Source organism: Pseudomonas putida (assembly GCF_022627325.1).
GTDB lineage: Bacteria > Pseudomonadota > Gammaproteobacteria > Pseudomonadales > Pseudomonadaceae > Aquipseudomonas > Aquipseudomonas putida_X.
On sequence record NZ_JAETZZ010000002.1, the window covers coordinates 37886 to 56644 of the forward strand.

The window sequence follows — 18759 nt, forward strand, 5'->3', positions numbered from 1 at the left end:
GAACGACCAACCGGTCACATCGTGCAAACCCCGATGTAACCGGCACAGAACCTGAACGGGCTCAGGCAGCCACATCCAACCCCATTTGCCAGAAGTCCGCCTCCAGCCTCGACGCCTGGCCAAAAATCGCCGCCAGCTCCACGAACCGCTGCTCGGTCATGCTGCGTGCGGCCAGCTCATCGAGGTGCTTGCGTGCCGCAGAGGCCACGCTCTGGTAGCCCTCCCCCGCGTATTCGGTAATCCACTCACGGTACGGGTGAGCACTGAGGTCACCGATGTGCGCCGCGAGGGTGCGGCCTATCTCGGCATAGCCGATCACGCACGGTGCCAAGGCCACATGCAGTTCGAGCAGGTCGCCGGCAGCGCCGCAGTCAAGCACGTAACGGGTGTAGGCGACCGTGGCCTGGTGCTCCGGCGCGGCCTGGATATCGGCCTGCGACAAGCCCCAACGGGCGCACAGGCGCACGTGCAGCTCGGTTTCGTCAAGGATTGCCGCCAGGCCAGCTTGTGCCGCGCGGATGTCGGCCGGCAGCCTGCTTTTATAAGCGGCAAGCGCCCAGGCACGGGCGAACTGGATGAGGAACAGGTAGTCCTGCACCAGGTAAGTCCGGAACGCTGCTTCGCTCAAGGTGCCCTCACCCATCTGCCGAACGAAATCGTGCTCCACATAGCTCGACCACTGGGGGGCGCTGGCCGCTTTCAGGCGCTCGAAGATATCCATGCTCAGCCCTCCTGATCGTAAATGGCGTCGAAGAAGGCCAGTTCCAGCGCCACGGTGCGCTGGTAGAAGTCACTCGCCAGTGCCGGCTCCTGCGGGCCTACGCGGTCCAGTTCGGCCTGCAGGAAGGCGACAAAGTCTTGGAATGCCGCGTTGTCATGCAGGGTGATCCACTCGGCATGGACGAAGTTTTCCGGCAAGGGTTTCGGTGCCTTGAGCGCCCAGTCCAGGTACAGGCCTTCGGCAACGTTGAGCACTGCCAGCGCCGCCGCATAGGAGCGGGTCGCGGCGGCTTCGCGCATGATGGCCTTGAAACCCTGGGTCGGCAGCGTGTCCTTGGGTTCGGTGCGTTGCTGCGGGCTCACGTCCAGCGCCTGGAAAGCGCGCAGGAAATAGGTGTTTTCATCGCTGCTGATCATCCCGGCAAAGCGGCCGAACCGCAGGCGCGCCTCGAAGGTGTCGGCTGTGGCGATGGCGGCGCCGAGCAAGGTCAGGAAACTGTCGAGAAAACGGTGGTCCTGCACCAGGTAGCGGACCATGATCGGGTCCGCCACGCTACCGTTGCACAGTTCAGTGACGAAGCGGTGGCCGACTGCAGCCGACCAGGTCGGTTCGTTCTGGCGGCGCAAGGCGTGGGTGAAAGGTTCGTTCATGGTGCTGCCCTCCCTAGGGTGACAGCGAGGCCTAGACGGTGGCGCATGGGGCGGCCTCGCAATGAGGCCGGCAAAAAGGCAGGTTGGCAGTCCCATCCCTTCGCCGGCATGATCCGGATCAGGTTCTAAGGGTCACCGCGCTGCAGTGCCAGCGGTTTCTCAGCCCGTTGCCGGGCTCCCCTTGGTGGCGTGAAGGTATACAGCACCTCCGGTGCCTTTGTCACGGAGCAGATCACCCCGAGCAGCCCGCGACAGCTGCACCTTCAAGGGCCTTGGCAGCAAGAGAGACAGCATAGAAGCAAATAGCCACCAGTCATTAGCCTGTCATCTTATTGTCGTATTTTCCGACCTTCACCCAGGGTCGGGAATACCAGCCGTGATACGCCGTTTTCTCTCGTCAGCAGGCCTGCTGCGCCTATTGATCCTGATGCTCTGTGCCGCCACCCTCACCTTCCTCTGGGGGGTCCACTTCAGCCAGAAGGCCGCCGCGCGCCAGGATGCGCTGATGGCCAAGGCAGCCGAGCACCAGAACCTCGCCCGCATCGTCGCTGAGAGCCTGCGTCAGCTGGTTGATCGTGCCCAGGCCGTGGGCCGCGTCACTCAGGACGACATGAAGGCGCTACCCCAAGGCAGCCTGAGCCTGGCGCGGCTGCTTGCCGAGGACCCGGTGTTCAAACGCATTGGCCTGTACGACCGTAATGGCAAGTTGTTGTCAGCCAGCCACGTCAACGAAGTGGCGGCGCTGCCGGACGGCTGGCTGCAGCAGTTGAAACTGCATGTCGCGCACTACGGTTTCAAACCCTTCATGCCGCGTGTGGAACCGGGCCTCAGCCCTTCGGCCCTGCCCACCTGGCGCTTGCCCTTCCTCTTGCCGCTGACCAGCCTGCCAGGCCGGGAGATCGACAAGATCCTGGTGGTGCAACTCGATATCGGCTACCTCGCGGTGCTGTTCCAGCACATTGACCTGGGTACTACCGGCCTCATGCGCCTGCTGCAGGACGACGGCCAGGAGCGCCTGCGTATCGATCCCCGCGGCGTGGTCGTGGCGGATGTCGATTTCGAACCCGGCTTGCCGACATCTGCCAGCGAGTCGGGGCTGCTGATCCAATATGCATCCGGCCAGCCCTACCAGAGCCTGTACCGGCGCATCGACGAGCGCGGTTTCAGCATCATCGTCAGCCAGCGCATCGACGAAATCCTCGCCCCCACCGCCCTGGCGTATTCACGTCAGTTCTGGTTGAACTGGAGCATGACGGTGATGATCCTTGCCAGCCTGGTCTGGACCTTGCGCCTGCTGCACAAGCGCCAGGAGGCTTTCAGCGCCCTTGAGCATGCGCAACAGGTCAACCAGCAACTGATCGGGCGCCTGGAAGATGCGCACCGGCGCAGCAGCCACGCAGCCGCCACCGACCACCTCAGCGGGCTGCACAACCGCCGCCAGTTCGTCGAGGTGGCGGGCCTTGCGCTGACCCGCCAACGCGGCAAGCGCCGGCTGATGGCGATCCTGTTCATCGACATGGACCGCTTCAAGTCGATCAATGATTCGCTCGGGCACAAGATCGGCGACTTGCTGCTGCAAGCCGTGGCCGGGCGCATTCAGCGCCTGCTTGAGCAAGGTGACGAAGCCTCGCGCTTCGGCGGTGATGAGTTCGTGGTACTGCTGGCCGGCGAACGCAGTGAAGAACAGATCGATACCTGGGTGCGCGAACTGGTGCAGAAACTCTCGGCCACTTACTCCCTCGACGGCCAGGAGGTCAATACCAGCCCCAGTGTCGGCATCAGCATCTGCCCACGCGACGGCCAGGACATCGACAGCCTGATCCGCTGCGCCGACGCAGCCATGTATTCGGCCAAGCAGGCCGGGCGTGCCCAGTACCGCTTCTTCGACCCCTCGCTGAATCTTTCCGACATCCACGCCTTCACCCTTGAACAAGCCTTTGGCAGTGCCCTGGCCGAACGTCAGTTCGTACTGCACTACCAACCGCAGATCCGCCTGGATACCCAACGCGTGCTGGGCTATGAAGCCTTGGTGCGCTGGGACCACCCAGAATTCGGCCTGCTCTACCCCGACCGCTTCATCGGCCTGGCCGAGCGTAGCGGTTTCATCATCGAGCTGGGCTGGGAAGTGCTGCGCCTGGCCTGCGAGGAGCTGGCACGTTGGGATCTGCAGGGCCGCGACAACCGCCTGGCGGTGAATGTATCGGCATTGCAGCTGCGCCAGGCCGACTTCAGCACCCGCCTGCTGGCCAAGTTGCAGCTGTACGGCATCAGCCCGCAGCGGCTGGAGCTGGAAATCACCGAAACCACCATTCTGGACCCGGAAGGCACGGCGGTTGAGCATCTGCACCGCCTACGCGCGGCCGGCCTGGGCATCAGCCTCGACGACTTCGGGCGTGGCTACGCCGGCTTCGCCCACTTGCAGTCACTGCCGTTGAGCAAGCTCAAGATCGACCGGTCGCTGATCGCACCGCTGTGCAACAGCCACGACGACAGCCCGATCGTCTCCTCGACCATCATCCTGGCCAAGCGCCTGGGGCTGGAGGTGGTGGCCGAAGGGGTCGAAACGCGCGAGCAGGTGGTGTGCCTGAAACTTGCCGGCTGCGATATTGCCCAGGGCTACCACTTCAGCCGCCCCTTGTCGCCGGCGCAACTGCGTGAATACCCGCCCTTCAACGGCATCGAGGAAAAGCCATGCGTGCTCTGAAGCCTTGGGCGGGCGCCCCCGTCAAAGAGCCGGGACAGACCAGACGTTAGGGTTTATTGTGGTGGCAACACACGCTGACACCACCCTCACATGACCGACATAGAGCGCTACGTCCGCGCCGCCACCCGTGACAACACCCGGCGCAGTTACCAGGCTGCCATCGAGCATTTCGAAGCCCACTGGGGCGGGTTCCTCCCGGCCACTGCCGACAGCATTGCCCGCTACCTGGCCGATCACGCCGGGCAGCATGCGGTCAGCACCCTGCGCCAGCGCCTTGCCGCCCTCAGCCAATGGCACATCAGCCAAGGCTTCCCCGACCCGACCAAGGCCCCGCTGGTGCGCCAGGTGCTGCGCGGCATCCGCACCTTGCACCCGACACCGCCGAAACAGGCCGCCCCACTGCTGTTGCAGCACCTGCAAACGGCTGTCGAGCGTTTTGAACAAGAGGCCAGGCTGGCCCGCGAGCAGCATGACCTGCCAGCACTGCGCCGCGCCCGGCGTGACACCGCACTGTTGCTGCTGGGCTTCTGGCGTGGGTTTCGCGGTGACGAACTGGCGCGCCTGCGGGTGGAGCACATCCAGGCCGAGGCCGGCGTGGGGATCAGCCTGTTCCTGCCACGCAGCAAAGGTGACCGTGAAGCGCTAGGCGTACAACACCGCACCCCGGCCCTGAAGGCGCTGTGCCCTGTTGCAGCCTACCTGCAGTGGCTCGAAGTGGCGGGCATCGCTCACGGCCCGGTGTTTCGCAAGCTCGACCGCTGGGGCAACCTGGGCGACACAGCGCTCAACAGCAACAGCCTGGTCGGCCTGTTGCGGCGCATGCTAGAACGGGCCGGCGTGCCGGCGGCGCTGTACACCGGCCATTCCCTGCGCCGTGGTTTTGCCACCTGGGCCACGGCCAACGGCTGGGAGCTGAAGTCGCTGATGAGTTACGTGGGCTGGAAGGATGCCAAATCGGCGTTGCGCTATATCGACTCGGGCCAGCGTTTTGGCGAACTGGCCGTGCTACCGGCCAGCCAGGGGCAAGCGCTCATTCCGTGAACGTGTAGCGGGCAACACCGCCCACTTCCGGGCGAATCGCATACAGGTCGCCAGCGTCCGGGTAATGCCGCAACTCGGTCGGCGACATGCCGACCCGTGCCGTGGTGATGTACAGCGTGCTCATGCCGTCGCCACCGAAACAGCAACTGGTCGGGCGCGGCACTGGCATCACCACCTGTTCGGTCAAATGGCCGTCGCGGTCATAGCGCAGCAGGCAGCTGCCATTAAACTGACACACCCATAACCCACCTTCACGATCCAGCGCGATGCCGTCAGGGCGCCCCAGTTCGGCAGGCGTCTCGGCAAACAGGCTGACCTGCTCCAGCCGCCCTTCAGGCAGATACTCGGCGCGGTAGATCGAGCGAGCAGCGGAGTCGACGAAGAAAACGGTATTGCCATCGGCGGACCAGGTAATGCCATTGGGCAACGCCATGCCGTCATGGATCACCACATCGTGCAGTTCCCCGTCAAAGCGCAGCAGCGCGCCGGTCTTGCCGCTCGGGCCCTCGTCCATCAGGCCGGTGACGAAGCGCCCTTGCGGGTCGCAGGCGCCGTCGTTGAAGCGGTAGCTCGGGCGGTGATGCACAGGCGCCGAGTACTGGCGCACCTTGCAAGACGACATATCCAGAATGGCAACGCTGGCATCTTCGGTGAATATCAGGTTGCCTTGGTCGGTCAGTGCCAAGGCACCGATACGGGCAGCGGATTCATAGAGGGTCTCGATTTCGCCATCCGTTAGCAGCCGGTGAATTCGCCCGCCGGTGATATCGACGAAATACAACGCGCCGGTGCGCGCATCCCACACAGGGCTCTCACCCAGGTCGGCCCGGGTGTTGGCGACCTTGGTCGGCACGTAGTGGCATTCCTTGATGAGGCTCCAGCGTTCGGCCACTTCGCCCAGGCTGGAAGCCTCGACGCGCGCCAGGTCACGTGGGTAGCTCACGCCGCTGTTCTCGCTGAAACGCGTGGCGGTGAACTGGCCATTGCTGGCCCGCAGAATGTACCCGGTATCCCGGCAAAGCGGGCTGGCCAGGTACAGAACGCCCGGTGTGACCCATTGCGGCTTGAGTTCTTCCGGTGGCTGGGTCACGCCCCACATCCTGGTTTTGGCCACCGGCGAGACCGCATTGACCAGGATGCCGTGTTCAAGCCCCTCCATGCTCAATGCGTTCATGATGCCCACCTGAGCCATCTTGCCCGCCGAGTAGGCGACCAGGCCTGGCTGGGCATAGCGCTGATACATGGCGCGGTCCGAGGTGGTGAGCACTATGCGCGGTGCCTCGGCTTGCTTGAGGTGCTTCCAGGCATGCTTGGCCAGCCATACCGGGGCGTGCACGCTGATGCCCAGTGCGCGGTCGAGAAACGCCTGCTCCTGGGTCTCGATGCCTTGGTAATCGACCCAACCGGCGTTGTGAATGAGGATATCCAGCGCGCCGAAATGCGCGATGGCCAGTTCCACCAGTTCGCGGCAATCGTCTTCGTTCTCCAGGTGGCCGACATGAGCGACCACCTCGAAACCCTGCCCCCGCAGCGTTTCGAGCGCGACGCTGACCGCCGCCGGGTTCTGCCCTTCACCTGAGCGGTCAGTGCCCAGGTCGCTGATGACTACCCGCGCTCCCCGCGCGGCCAGCGCCATGGCGTAATCCAGGCCCAGGCCCTGGGCGGCACCGGTGACGATGGCGACTTTATCTTTGAATGGGTCTGTGCTTGGCATTGTAGCGCCCTTCCGATTCTCCTTTTTTACGATAACAATAAAAAAATCAATGACTTAATATTAAAAGCATGCAACTTTGATATCTGCTGGATATCACCTGAGACCTGCCCTCTTCCGATACACCCCGACCTGCAACCTCAGGCCCCCGGATCAGCCGTTTGCAGCAGAGGCTTTGTCGCCGCGATGCCACGCACTATCATGGCCGCCTTGCAGGGTCGGCCGCCGGTGAACGATTTCCCGGCCCCCGTTCGACTCGATGAAGGAACGTAGAATGATCGAGACACGTTTGCTCAGGCAGTTCATTGCCGTGGCCGAGGAGCTGCACTTTCACAAGGCAGCCATCCGCCTGCACATGGCACAGCCGCCCCTGAGCCAGGCGATCAACCGACTCGAAGAGAAGCTGGGCTTCAGCCTGTTCCTGCGCAACAAGCGCGGGGTCAAGCTCACCGCCGCAGGCATGGCCTTCCTGGAAACCGCCTACCGTACCCTCAAGGAGCTGGAGCAAGGCATCGAATACGCCCGTAACGTTTCCGAGGGCATCTGCGGCAAGCTGACCATCACCGCCATCTCCATCGCTTACTACGAGTCGCTGCTCAATACCCTGAAGAAATTTCGCGAAACCTACCCGAACGTGCGGCTTACCATTCGCGAAATGCCGTCAGCCTCCCAGGCCAAGGCGTTGATGGCCGGTGAAGCGGACATCGGTTTCATGCGCAAGCTGCCGATGCCCCCAGACACCATCGAATCCAGATTGCTCCTCAATGAGCAGATCGTCATGGCGCTGCCCGCCAGCCACGCCAAGGTGCATCAGCCTGTGGTCGACCTGCGCGATTTTGCCGAAGAGGATTTCGTCTTCACCCCGCAAGCGCTTGGCAGCGGCTACCACAGCCAGCTGATCGCGCTGTGCGAATCGGCCGGTTTCTACCCTAAAGTGGTGCAGGAAGCGGCGCAGATCCACACCCTGATCGGGCTGGTGGCGTGCGGTTTCGGGGTTGCCCTGGTGCCTGAATCGATCGCCTACTCGACGCTGCGCGAGCGCGTGCAGTTTCGCCCGATCCGGCCGATCAAGGACCAGCCCACGCCGACCATGGGGCTGTACATGAACTGGAATATCCAGAACGCCTCCCCAGCCTTGGGCAGTTTCATATCGATGCTCGACCTGGGGGCCCCTCGCCGATTCGTCGACACCATCCAGCAACCGTTCATTCTGGATGGCAGCGACAAGCGCGAATCACACCGCTAAGCGGTATTCGCGCAACCAGGCATCCAGTGCCAGAGCGGTCTCAAGGTTGTTGCGGCGCAACTGCGTGTTGAAATAGCCCTCGGGCTGATCCAGCTCAGCACCCAGCCGACCACGGTCGATCACCTGGAACACCGGGCTGTCCGCCCGCCCAAGCAAGCGCCTGGCCCGCTCACGCAGGAACCGTTCGTAACCCAGGTTGGCCGAGGTCGGGTAAGGGCTCTTGCGCCGCTGCAGCACGGCCGGTGGCAGGATATCGACGCAGGCCTGCTTGAGCAGCCACTTCTCCACACCGTCCTTGCCTTTGATCGACCACGGTACGTTGTAAACGTACTCGACCAACTCATGGTCGGTGAACGGAACACGCACCTCCAGGCTGGCGGCCATGCTCAGGCGGTCCTTGCGGTCGAGCAGAATCGGCAGCCAACGTTGCAGGTGCATGTGGCAGATCTCACGCATGCGCCGCTCTTGCGGGCTGTCGCCGGGCAAGTGCTCGACGCTGTCCAGCGCCTGGTGATAGCACCCGTCCTGGTAACTGGCAAAGTCACACAGCCGGTTGAAGTCCGGGTTGATCAGCTCAGGCTGCAGCAGCTGCATGCGCGAAAGCCAAGGGAAGCGCTGCGCCGCCAGTGCCTGCGGATCGCGGAACCAGGCGTAGCCGCCAAACACTTCGTCTGCTGCCTCCCCGGAAATGGCCACTGTGGAATGGCGGCCGATGGCCTTGAACAGCAGGTACAACGAAGTGTCGACATCGCCAAAGGTGGCCGCCGAATCATTGGCCCGGTACACCGCGCTGCGCGCAGGCTCGGCCACCAGTTCGCCGTTGTCGATGAGGATGGTCTGGTGATGGCTGCCAATGTGTTCGGCCGCTGCCAGCGCATAGGGCTGATCGCGTTCCGGGCGAAAGCTGTCGCTCTGGAACTGCTCGGCCTGGCCAACGAAATCCACCGAGAACGAATTGACCCTGCCGCCCTGCGCTGCCGTCAGGCGCTGTTGCGCCATGGCCGTGAGGATGGTCGAGTCCAGCCCCCCGGAGAGCAGCGAACAGACCGGCACATCGGCATGCAACTGCTCGCCCAGCGCTTTGCCGAGCAGCGCGCGGGTGCGCGCCACGGTGCCGGGCAGGTCATCCTGGTGTTCGCGGCGCTGCAACTGCCAATAGCGGCTGAGTTTGGCGCGCCCGTTGGGCCGCCAGGACAAGCGATGCCCTGGCGGCAGTTCGCTGACCCCGCGCAAGGCCGTGCGCGCCGTGCCGCGAGAGAGGCTCAGCGCGTCCACCAGGCCGACCACATCGAGCGCACTGGCGAACGCTGGGTGCGCCAGGATTGCCTTGATTTCCGAACCGAACAGCAGCCCCTGCTGGTGGTGGGCGTAGTACAGCGGCTTGACCCCCAACCGGTCACGCACCAGCAAAAAGTGGCCGTCGCGCCCGTCGAACACAGCGAAGGCGAACATACCGCTCAGGTGCTCACAGCAGTGTTCGCCCCATTCCAGATAAGCGTGCAACACCACTTCGGTGTCGCTGCGCGTCTGGAACTGGTGGCCCGCCAGGCGCAGACGCTCACGCAGCGCGTCGTGGTTGTAGACCTCGCCGGTGTAGACCAGCGCGATTTCCTCGCCACTGGCGCAGCGGTAAGTCATCGGCTGCACGCCGCCGCTGAGGTCGATGATCGCCAGCCGCCGGTGGCCCAGCAGGGCGTTGCGATGCCGCCAGCTGCCACTGGCATCCGGCCCGCGCAGTGCCAGGGTATCGGTCATGGCGTCGATGATCTCGCCGGCCTGGCTCAGGTTGCGGGTGTAGTCCACCCAGCCTGTGATTCCGCACATGCTGTGCTCCTTACACGTGAAGACGACGGGTTGGCAGCAGGCCGGTCAGGGCCTGCAGGCGCTTGGCGATATCCAGCAACTGGCGCTCGCTGTCACGCCGGCCCATGATCTGCACGGCCAGCGGTGCCTTGCCGTCGGCACTCAGGCAGATCGGCACGGTAATGGCCGGCAGGCCGCTGAAACTGGCCAGCGGAGTGAAGCTGATTTTCTGCTCATAGCCTTCGTCCGCGGGCGAAGGGATGGTCGAATCGCCTGGCTGCGGGTTGCGCCGGTCGAAGGGTCGGTTTGGGTCCATGGGGAATACCACGAAGTCCACTTGGGCCTCGTCGAACCAGGCGTCGATACCGGCGCGGACGTTGTCCATGCGCTGGTGGATGCGCCGGTAGTCAGCATCGCTCACGCCCTCACCCACCTTCAGGGCGCTGAGCGTGGACCAGTGCAGCTCGCAGTCGAAGCGCCGTGCCCAGGCAGCCGAGGCCAGCCACGCATCGCGCGCGCACAGCTGCCAGGCGTCGCCACGGCAGGCCCACAGGTCCGGCATGGCAACCTCACCGGGCGTCATGCCCAGGTCTGCCAGCGCGTTGCGCGCCTGGCCCAGCATGTCGAGCATGGCCGCGCTGGTCAGCGCCGGGTCCAGCGCATGCTCCAGCATGGCGACCCGATAGCGCTCTTTGAGTGGCTGTTGCTCGCCGAGCAGCGGCTCCAGCCCCAGCAACGGGAACAGCAGGCCAAGATCGTCGGCGCTGCGGGCCACCCACCCCAACGCGTCCATACGCGGTGACAGCGGAAACACGCCGGCCAGGCTTTGCTGCTTCTGGGTCATGCGCAGGCCGACCATGCCGCAGTGCGAGGCCGGCCAGCGTACCGAGCCGAGCACATCGGTGCCCAACGAGATATCGCACAGCCCCGCTGCCACCGACACGGCCGAACCGGTGCTGGAGCCAGACGGATCGATGCTCGGGAAGCGCGGGTTTCGGCAGCCTGCGCCAAAGGCAATGTTCAGCTCGGTAGTGGCGACCTTGCAGGTCAGGGCGATGCGCGGATCGAGAAAAGCCAGCGCCTCGGCGCTGCGCTGGGGGTAGTGGCGGTAACTGCGCAGGCCCAGGCGGGTCGGCAAGCCTTGCACATCGACGGTGTCCTTCACGCCAAGGCGGTACCACGGTGCCTCGACCTCGCGGGTGCTGGTCAGGCAACGGTAGTGGCTGTCGGCATGCACGCTCCAGTGTGCGTACTGCTGCGCCCAGTCCGCGGCAAGCTCGGGGTTGCGCTGCAGCAATTCGTGGCGTTTGCGCAGGCTCAATCCCAGGTATTCGGGCTGCTCACGTCCGCGGGTGGCGTCGGCGCCGCAGTTGCTCAGGTAGTGGGCGATGGCGTCTTGGGTGTCAACGTGGTTCATGGGTGCATTCCTTGACTGAGGTAGAAGCCGCCCACGGCAGAGGCTTGCCGGTGGCGGACAAAGGCAGATCAGTGACACGGCGTACCGCAATCGGCCATGGATGGCCCGGCGGTAATTGGCGCAAAGCCTCCCGCACCGCGTGCTCGGTGAGGGTCTCGCCGCTGTACAGCACCTCGAACGCTTCGCCGCGCAACGCATCGGCCACGGCAACGCAGGCCAGCGTCGGGCAGTCCAGGCGCTGGGCGAGATCACTGGCCAAGCGGGCCAGATCGACGCGCAGGCCATTGACCTTGATCAGGCTGCTGGCCCGCCCCAACCATTGGAAGCGCTGTGCATCCAGCACCCGTACCAGGTCATCGCAACGGTGCGTCGCGGCAGCGCGTGCCTGGCCCGGTTGGCGGGCGATGCGCGGGCTGGCCACGTTCAGCGCACAGGGCTGGCCAGGGGGGCTGAGCAGTGTCACATCGTCCAGCAGCGTCCAGGGCTGCTCAGCGTCACTGTGCGCATCCAGCTCGCGGTAAGCCATGGCCCCGGTTTCGGTGGAACCGAGCAGTTCGATGAAACGTACCTGGGGCCCGGCATGGCGCTGCACCGTGGCCATGGCACCGGCGGGCAGCAGCGAGGCGCTGTGCACCACCAGTACCTGACGCCGGGTGCTCAGCCGGGCCAGCAGCGCCGGCAGCACGCGCCAGGTACTGGCAATGGCCAGAATCACGCACGGCCCGTCGCCCTCGAGCGCTGGCAGGCGCTGCTGCTCCAGCGAACAGGCGTGCAACCGCGCACGCAAAACCCGCGCACCGACCTCGCCAAGGATCATGCCGTAGCTGTGGCAGGCCGGCGCGAACGAGAAAATCTCCCGTGCATCAGGCGCCCAGCAGCCGAGGATCAGGGCCGCTTCGCACGCCATCTGCGCCTGGCTGCGCAGCCATTGCCGGGGCGTACCCGTTGAGCCGGAGGTGGTGAACAGATGCTCGGCGTTCACTTGGCGGCCTGCAGGGTCAGCTGATCTTCCAGTTTTTGCCCGACGAAGCGCTCCATCTTTTCCAGGGTTTCAAACCAGAAGCGCACATCGTCGCTGAGGTAGTCCACTTCGATGTCGAAGCAGCCTTCAATGGCGCTGATCACTTCAACAGCCATGAGGCTGTCGAAGCGGTCGCCAAGAAAGTCACGAAAGCTGTCGCGCTTGTCGATCGCGTCGACGTGCTCGCCAAGCAACTGGCCGAGGGTTTGGCGGATACGCTGTTCAATGCTGAGGTCGTTCACGAGCCGGTCTTTCCTTGTTGGTGGGCAGCGTTGGTCAATTCCGCTCCGGCACTGAAGAACACGTGCTCGGGCAGGATCGGATCGAAGTGCAGGTAAATGAAGGCTTTGGGGTACTGCGTGCGCAGGCAGCCGTGCAGCCCTTCAGCCAGCGCCTGGTGGGCGTGACGATCGCGGGCCTGCGACAGGGTGATGCGCACATGGAACTGCGCCGGTGCGCCGTCGCGGTCGGCAACCGGCATCGGCATGCCGGCGCTGAACACACTGGCCTCAGGTAGTGGGTTGAAGAACACCATGCAATGCGCAGTGTCAGCGCCCAGCTGCTTGAGCTGGCGGGTAAAGGCCAGTGCCAGGCGCTTGCGCTCCAAGGGTTGCAGCGGGGCACAGCTAACAGTGAGGGTGGGCATGGCGGCTCCTTACGACAACTGCAAGCTGGGCAGCTGTTGGCGCAGGCCTTGGGCAAAGGCGTCGAGCAGGCGGCCCAGGCAAATGGACAGCGCGTCCACCCCTTGCAGGAACAAGGGCGACCAGGCGTGGCCGGCGTCGCCGTGCACCTTGTCGAGGAAAAAGCGCAGGTGGGCAAGGTCCACCGGCAGGCCCAGTTCGGCAGCCAGGGCCACCGCCTGGTAGGTACTGAGCAGGTCGGGTATGCGCTGCCCCTGGTTGGCGAAGCCCCCCTGGCGCACTTTATGCTCAGCCAGTAACGCGGCGGCCGCCTCAGTGACGTCGTTGCCGGTGTGGGCCAGGCAGGCCAGGGCCTGCAACCCGGCGCGCAGTGACACTTCGCCCCGCGGGAACGATGCGTAGCCATGGGCTTGCCGGCAGCTGCCGACGAAGCGTTCGATGGCCGCGAGGTCCACGCCGTTGTCATCGCCCAACTGCCGCACGATCGACACGGCCGATGCGGTGGACACCATGTCCGAGCCGCGCCCCTCCCAGAACCCGAAGCCGCCGTCAGGGTTCTGCAGCGAGGCCAGCCAGCGGCCGATCGCCTGGCGAGGCCCGGGCTGGCCACCGAAGGCGCCCGCTGCAAGGCCCCAGTTGGTGCACCGCACCTCGGCACCACGGCCTGGCATGTACATGATCCCGGCTTCGTTGGGCATCTGGCAGCCTTCGATCCAGCGCAGGGCTGCATCGCGCTGCTGCGGGGCCAGGCGATCGCCCAGCACAGCCGCCGCAGTGGTCAGCACGTCGGCGGCGGTGTCGGCGCGGCGATACGAATAACCGCCTTGGGGCATGCACAACGTGGCGATGAATGCAGCCACGTCATCGGCCAGGTGCGCAACCGTCTCGCCCAGTGCCTTGAGTGAACCCACTGCGCAGAATGCCGCCCAGACGTCCTCACCGTCATAACCGGCCCAGCGTACGAACGCACCGGTCGGGCCGCGCAAGGCATCGATCCATTCGGCGCAGCGCTGACGGCCCAGCGGTTGCGCCTGCAATGCAGCAAGGCTAGCGGTGGCGCGATACGTCGCCCACAGGCACGGCACAGCCGCCGCTTCGCTGAAGCGAAAGCCGCCACACTCCAGCTGCTGCGCCTGCAGCCAGCCGATCAAGCGTGGCAGGTCCCATTGCGGCGCCGGCAAGCCCTGGCGCGCCAACGCTCGCGCAGCCATCACGCCGTAGAAACAGGCCCGGGTGTCGGCGAGGTTGCGTCGGGCGAAATCCGCCGACCAGCTCAGGCCACCATTGGCACACTGCAACCCTTCGAGCCATTCATACAGGGGCGCGGGGTCCGCTACCTGGCCCTGGCACACTTCGATCAGGGTGCGCAGCGCGTAGTGGCTGGCCCACACGTCCGCCGTCTGCCCCGGGCACATGGCATAGGCGTTTCCATCGAACAGGCTAGTGATCCAGGCGGCTGTCTCGTCGCTCTTTTCAACCGCAACGCCCAGGTCGTGCAGGGTTTCGGTGCAGTAAAACGTGGCCCAGGCATCGGACGGCATCCCCTTGCTCCAGGCAAAGCCGCCATCGCGGTTACGCCGAGACAGGATGTAGGCCTGCAATACCGGCGCATCGGCTTGCTCAAGGCGCTCGACCCAGGCCAAGCTGCGGATGGCCGCATAGGTGCACCACAAATCCGCCTGGCCGTTGCCCAGGCCCTGCCCCGCAGGGAAGCGTGGCGGCGTCATTGCTGGCCACCGACGTAGCGCAGGTTGGTTTTCTTCCAGCTCTTTTGCGACCCGCCACTCTTGTTCAGCGCCGACAGGTTGTTGACGAACAGTACACGGCTCCAGCGCAGCCCCATGTGCTGCTCGGAGCGCTCCAGCAGATGCGCTTGCAGGCGCGCTTCCTGGCTGGTGTCCCAGACCACGTCACGTTCGAGGATCAGCGCGGCGCTGTCAGCCTGGCGGTCCACTTCGATAACATACCCGGTGGCATCGCAACTGCCGTAGACCACCTCCTCGACCGCGCGGATTTCAAGGCCTACCCCCGCCACCCGGACGCTGTCGCTGTCACGCCCGTTGACCTGCAGTGTCGGGCTGATCCGGCCTGGCGCCCAAGGCGAGGTGATGGTCACGCTGTCACCGGTGTCCAGACGCAACAGCGGCCGTGCATAGAGGTTCAGCGGCGTAACCACGAGGCGGCCCGTGAGGCCCTCGGCCGGGGTCACCAGCTTGCCGTCGGGCAACAGCAGCTCGAAATGATTGCTCGCCGTGGCCAGGCGCATCTGCAGGTCTTCGCCCACTGCGGCCAGGGTGCCTGTTTCGGTACTGCCGTAGCTGGCATCGAACACATCGCATTGCCACCAACGCGCCAGGCGTTCACGGAACGGCTGGGTGTTGACCTCGCCAAGCAACATGATCGAGCGCACCGACCCGGCGAAGCTGTGCAGCAATTCGCGCTGTTTCAGGTAGCGGGTCAGTTGCACCAACACACCCGGCGCGATGAACAGCACCGTAGGCCGATAGGTGTCGAAGGTCTTGCACACACGCTCCCAGTCGGTAATACCGGTGGTGAAGGGATAGAGGCGCACGTGGGAAACGTCCAGGTACTCGCAGACATTGGCGATCAGGTCACCTACCGGCACGATGTCCGATGGCATCAGGTTGGCCACCCGAGCCCCCGGGCGCAGCACTGTCCGCCAATGGCTGGCGACGCTGACGGCGTTCCAGATGATGTCTTCTTTCACACGCGGGGTTGGTGTCGGCTCGCCAGTGGTGCCGGTGGTCGCGTAATACTTGGCCGCCTCACCGAGTTCTACGGTGCAGAACTTGAGCGGTTGGTCTTTGAGCAATGCCTTGGCGGTCACAGGCAACTGCTGGAAGGCCGTTGCACTGTAAGGACCTATGTTTGCGTAATGGGCGCTGTGTTGTGCTCGCGTCCAAACTGCTTGCAACTTGCGTTCATAAAATGCGGCGTCGGGCACCTGCCCCGCTTGCAGCTGAAGCTCGCGTTCCGCGGCCTGCAGCACGCCGTAATCCTGGTCGCTATGAACTAACATCGACTCGCCCTCTCGAATGAACAGCGCAGAGAATTGGCGAGCGTCCGGCTCAAGTAAAATACTTATTTGAAACCGTCGGTGATAGGTGCGGGGTATTATTCAGCAACTTCAGCAGGTAAAACCTGATCATTAAGTGCGCTTTTTCTGAACGCATTTCCCTCATCGCGCCGTGGATCCGGCGGGATATCAGATAAAGATGTTTTTGGTATTTCCCAAAGGGTGTCCGGCTGCAGCACTATCGCCACGCAGCCAGGCAGGCTGTCGAGCAGGTGAGGTATTTAGGGCATGCCACGGGCTTTATCAGCATCTTTGCGATCGTGCGCCGCCCACGCGGCGCATCGCCATGTTTGTCGCAGAGGCTTCAACGCCCTTGGGCGCACCGCCATACCCGCGCGATATCGTGTGCCCGGGCCTGCAACAAGTGCGCGGCGTCGGCGCACGCCTGCTCCAGGGTCATCGGCCCGCTGGCCAGGGCAAAGGCCGCATCGATGCCATGCGCATACAACTGCTGATAGCCGTCGCCCAACGTGCCCGCCAGCACCACCACGGGCACCCCGTGGCGCTTGGCGACCCGGGCCACGCCCATCGGGGTCTTGCCCCGCAGGGTCTGGGCATCGAAGCGGCCCTCACCTGTGATCACAAGGTCGGCGCCTTGTACCAGCGCATCGAGGCCGGCCAGCTCCGCGACCACTTCCACGCCAGGGCGGAACTGCGCCTGCATGAAGGCCTTGGCAGCGAAGCCCATGCCGCCGGCCGCGCCACACCCTGGCAGTGCTCTCACGTCTTGGCCCAGCAGCTGCGCACAATGGTCGGCAAAGTGGCTCAGCGCTTTGTCCAGGGCCTGGACCTGCTCGGGGCTGGCGCCCTTTTGTGGCCCGAAGATCGCCGAAGCACCATTGGGCCCGCACAGGGGGTTGTCGACGTCAGCCGCCACGTCGACCTGAACCTGCGCCAGGCGTGGGTCAAAGCCACTGGCATCGATGCGTGCCAGCCCGGCCAGGGCCAGGCCGCCGTCTGCCAGTGGCTGGCCGTCGGCGTCCAGCAAGCGCAGGCCCAAGGCCCGCAGCATGCCGCTGCCGCCATCGTTGGTCGCACTGCCACCAATCGCCAGGACGATGCGCTGTGCCCCTGCGCTGAGTGCAGCGTCGATCAGCTCGCCGGTACCCCAGGTGCAGCTGCGGCAGGCATCGCGCTGCGCACTCGGCAGCAGCTGGATACCACTGGCCTGGGCCATCTCGATGATTGCCGTGCGGCTGTCGGCCAGCCAGCCCCAGCTGGCCTGCACGCGCTGGCCCAGTGGCCCGCGAACGGTTTGCCGGCGCAGCTCGCCGTGGCTGGCAGCGACAATCGCCTGCATGGTGCCTTCGCCACCATCGGCCATGGGGCACTCGAGCAACTCGGCGGTGGGCAGCGCTTCGGCCAGGCCGGCGGCAATGGCACGGGCGACACCGGCAGCATCAAGGCTGTCCTTGAACGAGTCGGGGGCGATGACGATTTTCATGGGGATTCTCCTGTCCAGATAGCCGCATGCTGACAGTTGTCTGGCGTGCGGGCCTCGGTCGGATGCACAAATGGCCGGTAGCTTGTTTGGGCAAATGCCTTTTTTGCCCCGCTCAAGCCGCTGGCAACAGCTGCAACCCCAGGTACAGGCTCAACATGCCTTCCAGACGCAGCGGGTCGACCTCGCCCAGCTCGGCAATGCGTTCCAGGCGGTAGCGCAGGCTGTTGCGGTGGATGCCAAGGGCATCGGCGCAGGCTTGGCTCTGGCCATCATGCGCGCACCACGCGCGCAGGGTGGCGAGCAGTTGCCCGCTGGCATCCTTGGCGCCAATGCGGCGCAGCGGCTCAAGCAGCTCATCCAGCGCATCTTCATTGCGATGGCGCCACAACAAGGCCGGCAGACGGTAACGCGCAAGGCTCAACAGGCGCTCGCCTGGCAATACTTCGCGGCCATAGGCGAGCAGGTCACGGACCCGCCGGTAACCGCGGCGCAACTGTTCAAGGCTCTGCGCCGGGCTGCCCAGCGCCAGGCGCTCGATCTGCCAGCCGCTGCGCTGCACGCGCTCGAACAGGCGCTGATCGTCCAGCACGACACCGGCCGGGCGGCACCATAGCAAGGAATCACGCGCCGGGCTCACGCACCAACTGTCCGGGTAACGGCTCATCAACCAGGCGGCCAAGGCCTCGGCCGCCGGGCCGGCGCCCAGTTCGAACAAGCACGGCACCCGCGGCAATTGCGGTTTCAGGCCCAATTGCTGCGCTTCGTCCAGCAGCCGCGGCGAGTCGCCGGTGCCACCGAGCAGCAACGCCAGCAGGTCGTCACACCGCTGGCGCCGCCATTGCTGTTCAACCTGCAAGTGGCGCTGAGCCAAGAGCATTTCGGCGGTCATGCGCACCAGTTCGCCGTAGGTGCGCAGCTGCTGCGGCTCACCGGTCAACCCCAGCACCCCGATCAGCCGCCCATCGAGCATCAGCGGCAGGTTCACCCCCGGTTGAACACCTTTGAGGCACTTGGCGGCCTCGGCATCGAGCTCAACGATCCGGCCGTTGGCCAATACCAGTTGCGCGCCCTCGTGGCGGGTATTGATGCGCTCCGGTTCGCCACTGCCCAGGATCAGCCCCTGGCTGTCCATGACATTGACATTGCACGGCAGAATGGCCATTGCCCGATCGACAATATCCTGCGCCAGGTCATGGTCCAGTTCGAACATTCGGTGATCCTTGAGGGTGTTAGGCTTTGTTCGCGAGCACAGCGTCTTGC

Annotated in this window: 15 protein-coding genes, 1 pseudogene and 1 riboswitch; of the genes and pseudogenes, 3 read left to right on the forward strand and 13 right to left on the reverse strand. The window is 64.7% G+C overall.

Features of this window, described 5'->3' with window-relative positions:
* Window positions 1-61 precede the first annotated feature (61 nt).
* Both tenA and JNA92_RS04080 read right to left on the reverse strand, forming a co-directional pair.
* Window positions 62-721 carry a thiaminase II gene (tenA, locus tag JNA92_RS04075; protein WP_241803449.1) on the reverse strand — a complete coding sequence of 220 codons (660 nt, stop codon included), beginning with the start codon at window positions 719-721 and terminating at the stop codon, window positions 62-64.
* Between the two features lie 2 nt (window positions 722-723).
* Entirely contained in the window at window positions 724-1371 is a 648-nt protein-coding gene (locus JNA92_RS04080) for a TenA family protein (protein WP_241803450.1), read from the reverse strand.
* Window positions 1372-1449: 78 nt separating this feature from the next.
* Window positions 1450-1563, reverse strand: a riboswitch (TPP riboswitch).
* Between the two features lie 184 nt (window positions 1564-1747).
* Here JNA92_RS04080 and JNA92_RS04085 point away from each other — a divergent pair.
* Together JNA92_RS04085 and JNA92_RS04090 are read left to right on the forward strand one after the other, a co-directional pair.
* Window positions 1748-4075 carry a putative bifunctional diguanylate cyclase/phosphodiesterase gene (locus tag JNA92_RS04085; protein ID WP_241803451.1) on the forward strand — a complete coding sequence of 776 codons (2328 nt, stop codon included), beginning with the start codon at window positions 1748-1750 and terminating at the stop codon, window positions 4073-4075.
* A gap of 90 nt (window positions 4076-4165) precedes the next feature.
* On the forward strand, window positions 4166-5116 hold the full coding sequence (locus tag JNA92_RS04090) for a site-specific integrase (protein ID WP_241803452.1): 951 nt from the start codon (window positions 4166-4168) through the stop codon (window positions 5114-5116).
* Here the strand turns inward: JNA92_RS04090 and JNA92_RS04095 are convergent.
* A complete protein-coding gene (locus JNA92_RS04095) occupies window positions 5106-6215 on the reverse strand; it encodes an SMP-30/gluconolactonase/LRE family protein (protein WP_431312450.1) in 1110 nt (369 codons plus the stop codon). The two genes, JNA92_RS04090 and JNA92_RS04095, sit on opposite strands and share 11 nt — an antisense overlap.
* Window positions 6210-6830 (reverse strand): annotated as a pseudogene (locus JNA92_RS04100) (SDR family NAD(P)-dependent oxidoreductase); the annotation flags it as partial. The pseudogene JNA92_RS04100 and the gene JNA92_RS04095, both read right to left, overlap by 6 nt.
* 271 nt (window positions 6831-7101) lie before the next feature.
* On the opposite strand from JNA92_RS04100, the gene JNA92_RS04105 reads away from it, so the two are divergent.
* The gene (locus JNA92_RS04105; RefSeq protein WP_241803453.1) at window positions 7102-8073 is read left to right on the forward strand and encodes a LysR family transcriptional regulator; all 972 of its coding nucleotides are present in this window, start codon (window positions 7102-7104) and stop codon (window positions 8071-8073) included.
* Here JNA92_RS04105 and asnB read toward each other — a convergent pair.
* The 9 genes from asnB to JNA92_RS04150 form a co-directional block, all read right to left on the reverse strand.
* On the reverse strand, window positions 8062-9897 hold the full coding sequence (gene asnB, locus JNA92_RS04110) for an asparagine synthase (glutamine-hydrolyzing) (RefSeq protein WP_241803454.1): 1836 nt from the start codon (window positions 9895-9897) through the stop codon (window positions 8062-8064). The genes JNA92_RS04105 and asnB overlap by 12 nt on opposite strands.
* Window positions 9898-9907: 10 nt before the next feature.
* Window positions 9908-11293, reverse strand: coding sequence for an amidase (locus JNA92_RS04115; RefSeq protein WP_241803455.1), 1386 nt, complete (start codon window positions 11291-11293; stop codon window positions 9908-9910).
* On the reverse strand, window positions 11280-12275 hold the full coding sequence (locus JNA92_RS04120; RefSeq protein WP_241803456.1) for an AMP-binding protein: 996 nt from the start codon (window positions 12273-12275) through the stop codon (window positions 11280-11282). The genes JNA92_RS04115 and JNA92_RS04120 overlap by 14 nt, the downstream gene beginning before the upstream one ends.
* Entirely contained in the window at window positions 12272-12556 is a 285-nt protein-coding gene (locus JNA92_RS04125) for an acyl carrier protein (RefSeq protein WP_241803457.1), read from the reverse strand. The genes JNA92_RS04120 and JNA92_RS04125 overlap by 4 nt, the downstream gene beginning before the upstream one ends.
* Window positions 12553-12960 carry a hypothetical protein gene (locus JNA92_RS04130; RefSeq protein ID WP_241803458.1) on the reverse strand — a complete coding sequence of 136 codons (408 nt, stop codon included), beginning with the start codon at window positions 12958-12960 and terminating at the stop codon, window positions 12553-12555. The genes JNA92_RS04125 and JNA92_RS04130 overlap by 4 nt, the downstream gene beginning before the upstream one ends.
* Window positions 12961-12969: 9 nt before the next feature.
* A complete protein-coding gene (locus tag JNA92_RS04135) occupies window positions 12970-14685 on the reverse strand; it encodes a prenyltransferase/squalene oxidase repeat-containing protein (RefSeq protein WP_241803459.1) in 1716 nt (571 codons plus the stop codon).
* Entirely contained in the window at window positions 14682-15998 is a 1317-nt protein-coding gene (locus JNA92_RS04140) for a phenylacetate--CoA ligase family protein (RefSeq protein WP_241803460.1), read from the reverse strand. Before JNA92_RS04140 ends, JNA92_RS04135 begins: the two co-directional genes overlap by 4 nt.
* 361 nt (window positions 15999-16359) lie before the next feature.
* Window positions 16360-17499 (reverse strand): glycerate kinase, encoded by a 1140-nt coding sequence (locus tag JNA92_RS04145; protein ID WP_241803461.1) that lies wholly within the window; start codon window positions 17497-17499, stop codon window positions 16360-16362.
* A 112-nt stretch (window positions 17500-17611) separates the two neighbouring features.
* On the reverse strand, window positions 17612-18709 hold the full coding sequence (locus JNA92_RS04150) for a sugar diacid recognition domain-containing protein (RefSeq protein ID WP_241803462.1): 1098 nt from the start codon (window positions 18707-18709) through the stop codon (window positions 17612-17614).
* Window positions 18710-18759 lie beyond the last annotated feature (50 nt).